The sequence below is a fragment of the uncultured Succinatimonas sp. genome (genome assembly GCF_905203285.1).
In the GTDB taxonomy this organism is placed as follows: Bacteria; Pseudomonadota; Gammaproteobacteria; order Enterobacterales; family Succinivibrionaceae; genus Succinatimonas.
The window spans coordinates 1-5,341 of sequence record NZ_CAJKVK010000112.1 but is presented as its reverse complement, the minus strand read 5'-3'; the positions used below and the strand labels follow the sequence as shown (position 1 = coordinate 5,341).

General features: G+C 43.6%; 6 protein-coding genes and 1 pseudogene. All 7 read right to left on the bottom strand.

The window, feature by feature from the left end; genetic code table 11:
- Positions 1-123: 123 nt before the first annotated feature.
- The 7 genes and pseudogenes from rplS to QZ019_RS09080 all read right to left on the bottom strand — a co-directional run bounded on the left by rplS (position 124) and on the right by QZ019_RS09080 (position 5,234).
- The gene (rplS, locus tag QZ019_RS09110) at positions 124-474 is read right to left on the bottom strand and encodes a 50S ribosomal protein L19 (RefSeq protein WP_009143801.1); all 351 of its coding nucleotides are present in this window, start codon (positions 472-474) and stop codon (positions 124-126) included.
- 1 nt (position 475) lies between these two features.
- Positions 476-1,261 (bottom strand): tRNA (guanosine(37)-N1)-methyltransferase TrmD, encoded by a 786-nt coding sequence (gene trmD, locus QZ019_RS09105; RefSeq protein WP_294566752.1) that lies wholly within the window; start codon positions 1,259-1,261, stop codon positions 476-478.
- Positions 1,262-1,263: 2 nt separating this feature from the next.
- Positions 1,264-1,794: a ribosome maturation factor RimM gene (gene rimM / locus QZ019_RS09100; protein ID WP_294566754.1), complete on the bottom strand. Its 531-nt coding sequence runs from the start codon at positions 1,792-1,794 to the stop codon at positions 1,264-1,266.
- A gap of 138 nt (positions 1,795-1,932) precedes the next feature.
- A pseudogene (gene rpsP / locus QZ019_RS09095) lies at positions 1,933-2,166 on the bottom strand (30S ribosomal protein S16); the annotation flags it as partial.
- Positions 2,167-2,366: 200 nt separating this feature from the next.
- Entirely contained in the window at positions 2,367-3,083 is a 717-nt protein-coding gene (locus QZ019_RS09090; protein ID WP_295484417.1) for a dihydrofolate reductase family protein, read from the bottom strand.
- Between the two features lie 131 nt (positions 3,084-3,214).
- The gene (gene ffh, locus QZ019_RS09085; RefSeq protein WP_295484414.1) at positions 3,215-4,618 is read right to left on the bottom strand and encodes a signal recognition particle protein; all 1,404 of its coding nucleotides are present in this window, start codon (positions 4,616-4,618) and stop codon (positions 3,215-3,217) included.
- 82 nt (positions 4,619-4,700) lie between these two features.
- Complete coding sequence (locus QZ019_RS09080) at positions 4,701-5,234, bottom strand: DUF4143 domain-containing protein (RefSeq protein ID WP_295484411.1); 534 nt, start codon at positions 5,232-5,234, stop codon at positions 4,701-4,703.
- Positions 5,235-5,341: the final 107 nt, after the last annotated feature.

The window sequence follows — 5,341 nt, the reverse complement described above, 5'->3', positions numbered from 1 at the left end:
AAGGCTTTGATTATGAACTCTGCTGATAGATATACAAAAAAGAGCAGAGTTCAGGAAAAATGAAGAAAGCAGGACGATGCCTGCCTTCTATTAACCAATAATAAGATACAAAATCTCTTATTATTAGACCTTCTCGCGAATACGAGCAGCCTTGCCGGAGAGCTTACGTAAGTAGTAGAGCTTGGCACGACGTACGTCACCGCGACGGGTAACGGTAATTGAAGCGATAAGCGGAGAGTGGGTCTGGAATACACGCTCTACACCTTCACCTGAAGAAATCTTACGAACGGTGAAAGAAGAGTTCAGACCGCGGTTACGCTTAGCGATAACGTTGCCTTCAAAAGCCTGTAAACGGCTCTTGTCACCTTCGACAACGCGAACTTCAACACGAACGGTATCGCCCGGATTGAATTCAGGAATGTCGGAACGAAGCTGCTCTTTTTCCAACTGATCAATAATCGGATGGCTTGCCATTTTAATTACCTACCCTTAATGTATTAAAAAACTGTTCGGCCTCGTCCTCGCGCCCTTGAGCTTTGAGGTATTGGCAAAGAAGCTTTAGCTCCGTTGCGTCAAGACCACGTAATTGCAGTAAATCAGGCCGTCTTTCATAAGTACGGATCACTGCCTGCTGTAATCTCCAGAGTCGGATCTTTGCGTGATCGCCGCTTAATAAAATCTCAGGAACTTTGTCACCGTCGATTTCCTCAGGTCTTGTATACTGAGGGAAATGCAGCAATCCTTGTGCAAAGGAATCTTCCTCCGCATTACGGATATCACCGAGAACTCCCGGCACCATCCGTGAAACTGCATCGATGACGCACATGGCGGGTAATTCGCCTCCCGACAGCACATAGTCACCGATTGACACCTCCAGATCGACTTCTTTCTGAAGGATTCGCTCATCAATACCTTCGTAGCGACCTGCTACCAAGATAATCGAACCCCAATCATGGAATCGCGTGACCAGTGAGTGGTTGAGACGCTCTCCTTGAGGAGACATGCATACTACTTTAGTCCCGGCAGGAGCCTTGGCTCGAGCTGCGTTTATCGCATCACGCAGCGGCTGTACTTTCATCAGCATTCCGGGACCGCCGCCGTACGGCTTGTCATCCACGGTTTTATACTTGTCGTAAGCGTAATCTCGCGGGTTAAAGCACGTGACGGAAATCAATCCCTTTTCACACGCGCGGCGAGTTACTCCCGACTCAGTAACAGCACTGAACATTTCCGGGAAGAGTGAAACAACACCAAACCACATGTTTAGTAATCTTCACCCCACTCTGCCCTGATTATTTTCGCATCGAGATCAATTGCGGTAATAATCGGGCCAATTACACAAGGAATGAGTCTTTCTTTAGGACCATTCTTCGTGCGGTCAGAGGGAGACACCACTAATAAAGGAGCGGCTCCGTGATCCATAATTCTCGACACTACGCCGAGATCAACTTCATTCAGGCCTATTACTTTGCACCCTTCAAGGTCGCATAAGTAAAATTCACCTTCAGAAGCAGGAGGCAAGCTTGAGCGCTTGATCCCTATTTCCATGCCGGTATAAAGCTGAGCTTCTTCCCGGACATCAACCGCATTGAGTTTTGCAATAAAACCGTCACCATGCGGTTTCCAAGCTTCGACCTGAACCTCACGCCATTCTTCCCCACGCCGGCGAATAAACCATGGCGAGTAGTCAAAAAGGTTTTCAGGTTGCTCGGTAAAAGACTGAACTTTCAACCAGCCTTTTATTCCATAGGTAGAACCTAATCTGCCCATGGGGCGCGGAACATCACCTGCCATACAGCAGATTGATTATTAAGCCTGAGCGGCTTCAGCAGCCTTGGCAGCAGCTTCAGCTTCAGCCTTTGCCTTACGGAAAGCGACTTCAGCAGCGTGCTTGTCAGCTTTGTACTTAGCGACGGCTTCAGGTCCCATCTCATTCTCTTTTAATAAACGCTGTACGCGCGGAGAAGGCTGAGCACCTTTGGCGATCCAGTTCTGAATAGCTTCAACGTCAAGACGTAAGCGAACTTCTTTACCGCAAGCGATCGGATTGAAGAAACCGACCTTTTCGATAAAACGACCGGTTGCTGAGAAACGAGAATCAGCAACTACTACGTGATAAAACGGACGCTTTTTAGCGCCGAGACGACGTAAACGAATGACTACCATTTCGTAATTTACCTATAAGTTTAGCGATTTAAAAAATCGCTGTGTTAAATAAATACAGTTGTGCGATCATACTCGATTTATCGCAAAAATCAAGACGTATGCCAAAATATTTACAGACAAAAAGCCCATGCCAAAGCCAATAGCTTAAAAAAACAGATTAAATAGCTTCTCACAAAAAACATGAACAAAAGCTAAAAATACTATTCTACGTATGACACTGCATAACGCAGCAATACCACGTCTCCTGAAAACTTTTCACATGTAAGTAAATGTAATTGCGTCCCTTTCCCTGGAATATCGTTTTTATCATCACCTTGATAATTTACGATTGAATCGATTCCGGACATTCCGTCTACACTAGGATAGACAAGAATACTAAATTCATTTATAAGCTTTGCTTTTAAAAACGATCCGTTTAACGCCCCGCCGCCTTCAAGAAGCAGATTCTTCACCGCAAAATACTGTTCAAGATCTCTTATTACACCAGGGATTGCCTCATATCCTTCTTTGGCAAAAATATAAGAGATCCCCACATTCTTTAACTCATCCAAGTATTCGCTTTTTACATTAGCCGACACTACTGCAACTATGTGCTCACCGCTTGGCAGAGTGTCGGTCTTATAATGAAGTTTGCCTTTTAAATCAAAAACAATACCGATCTTTTTACCTGAAAATTCACCGATAAAGGGCAAACGATCGGCCTGACTATCCGTAAGGGACGACTCTTTTTCACTTATTGAATCATCAAGTTCTGCCATAGTCTTGCGACCAATAATCCAACCGTCATAGTGGTAAAGGTTTGCCGCCTCATCATATACCGTTGAAATGTCGGTTTTAATAAAAGGTCTTGTCCAACGGGCGGTTTTAAGTCGTCCATCAATAGACGAAATCATATGGCAGATAATGCGGCATTTCATGGCAACACTCCTTACGTCTCTTGTTATTCTTTAATATTAAGCTTTTAGCGCCGCGGGCATTTAAATCAAGATCATATTTTGCAAACAAAAAAGGCGGAAATTTTAATCCGCCCTTGTTTAAAATCTTTTAGTTATCTTCTGAACATTCCGCCCATTCCTGGAAGATTCGGCATTCCGCCGCCCATGCCCATACGCGATAATCCGCCCATCATGCCGCGCATCATATTGCGCATACCGCCAGAGCCCATTTTTTTCATCATCTTCTGCATCATTTCAAACTGTTTTAGAAGCTGATTGACTTCTTGGATCTGGACACCGGCACCTGCGGCGATGCGACGCTTGCGTGACCCCTTAATAATCTCAGGCTTACGTCTTTCTTTTTTGGTCATGGAGCAAATGATAGCTTCCATATGCAAAAGCTGCTTATCATTAACTTTGCTTTTAATCTGCTCACTTAGATTTCCCATGCCGGGGAGCTTATCCATAAGTCCGGTGAGACCGCCCATTTTTTTCATTTCCTGAAGCTGGGATAAAAAGTCATCAAAGGTAAAACCTTTTCCTTTTTTGATTTTTTCCGCCATCTTCTTGGCTTTCTCAACATCAGTGTTACGCTGTAATTGCTCAATCAATGACAGCAAATCACCCATATCAAGAATGCGGGAAGCGATACGATCAGGATGGAAAGGCTCCAATGCCGCGACTTTTTCACCCATACCGATAAACTTAATCGGTTTACCGGTGATCTCGCGTACGGATAAAGCGGCACCACCGCGCGCGTCACCGTCAGCTTTAGTCAAAATCACGCCGGTAAGCGGCAAAGCTTCGGCAAAGGCTTTGGCGGTATTGGCGGCGTCCTGACCTGTCATGGCGTCAACGACGAATAACGTCTCGATAGGGCTGACGACGGAATGAAGCTTTTTAACTTCATCCATCATTACTTCGTCAACAGCCAAGCGACCTGCGGTATCAACAATTAACACGTCATAAAAACGGGCTTTAGCTTCAGCAAGTGCCGCGACGGCGATAGCTTCAGGAGTTGACTTAGGATCTGAAGGAAAAGCGTCAACATTGATTTCTTTAGCTAAAGTTAATAACTGATCGATAGCTGCAGGACGGTACGTATCGACAGAGACCATCAATACTTTCTTTTTAAGACGTTCTTTAATATATAAAGCAAGCTTTGCAGCCGATGTGGTCTTACCGGCACCTTGCAAACCTGCAAGCAAAATAACTGCAGGAGGCTGAGTGGCTAAATTAAGCTCGGCCGTTTCACCGCCCATGGTTTCTACTAATTGAGCATAGACGGTCTTAATAAATTCTTGTCCCGGAGTTAAGCTTAAGCTTACCTCTTGCCCTAAAGCTTTTTCCTTAACTTTTTGCGTAAAGGATTTAACCACCGGCAAAGCGACGTCGGCTTCAAGCAATGCGGTTCTGACTTCACGCAGCGTATCTTTAATATTATCTTCAGTAATTCGGCCTTTACCGCTGATATTCTTTAAAGTTCGGTTTAGACGCTCGGTAAGATTATCAAACATAAAAAATCCTCTAAAAATATGAGAGCCATTATAGCCGATTACATCAAAAGCCTAAAATTTTGCAGAAAGTTTAATGCAATAACTAAGAAAGAGCTGACAAATCAACTCTATATATAAGCGAAAAATCCTTCTTTTTTTCAAGAAACATCACCATATATATCGGAACATACAAGATCTTGCCGGCTTGTTTAACATTTGAATTACTAAACACCAGTGCTTCTTTAATATTGTATTCAGAATTTTCCAAAACATTGGTTAAAGCTCGGTGTGAAGCATAATCTTTTCCTGACTTCACCTCTATAGGTAAAATCATGCCATCCTTTTCAACTACAAAATCAAGTTCTCCTTGCTTTTTACTATTGAAATAAAACAGATTAAAGTCGTGCGCAGCTAATTCCTGCGCCACCGCATTTTCGTAAATCGCACTGAAATTAATATCAGACTCTCCCATAATAATTTTTAATTGAATACCGTCTGAATATTGAGCTGCCAACAATCCGACATTATTTTGAAATACTTTAAAAAGATTTCTTGACTTTGCCAACAGTAACGGAGCTTTAAGATCTTCTACGTTATATACGGGTAAAGCAACTCCGGCATTTTTCAACCTTGACATCCTCACCGGCCTAAAGGTCGATGATCCTACTGCTAAACAACAATATTGCTATTGTTGTAAGCTTCGGCGGGTTCCTGCTGCCGACCTCTTATGAGGTTCGCTTGACA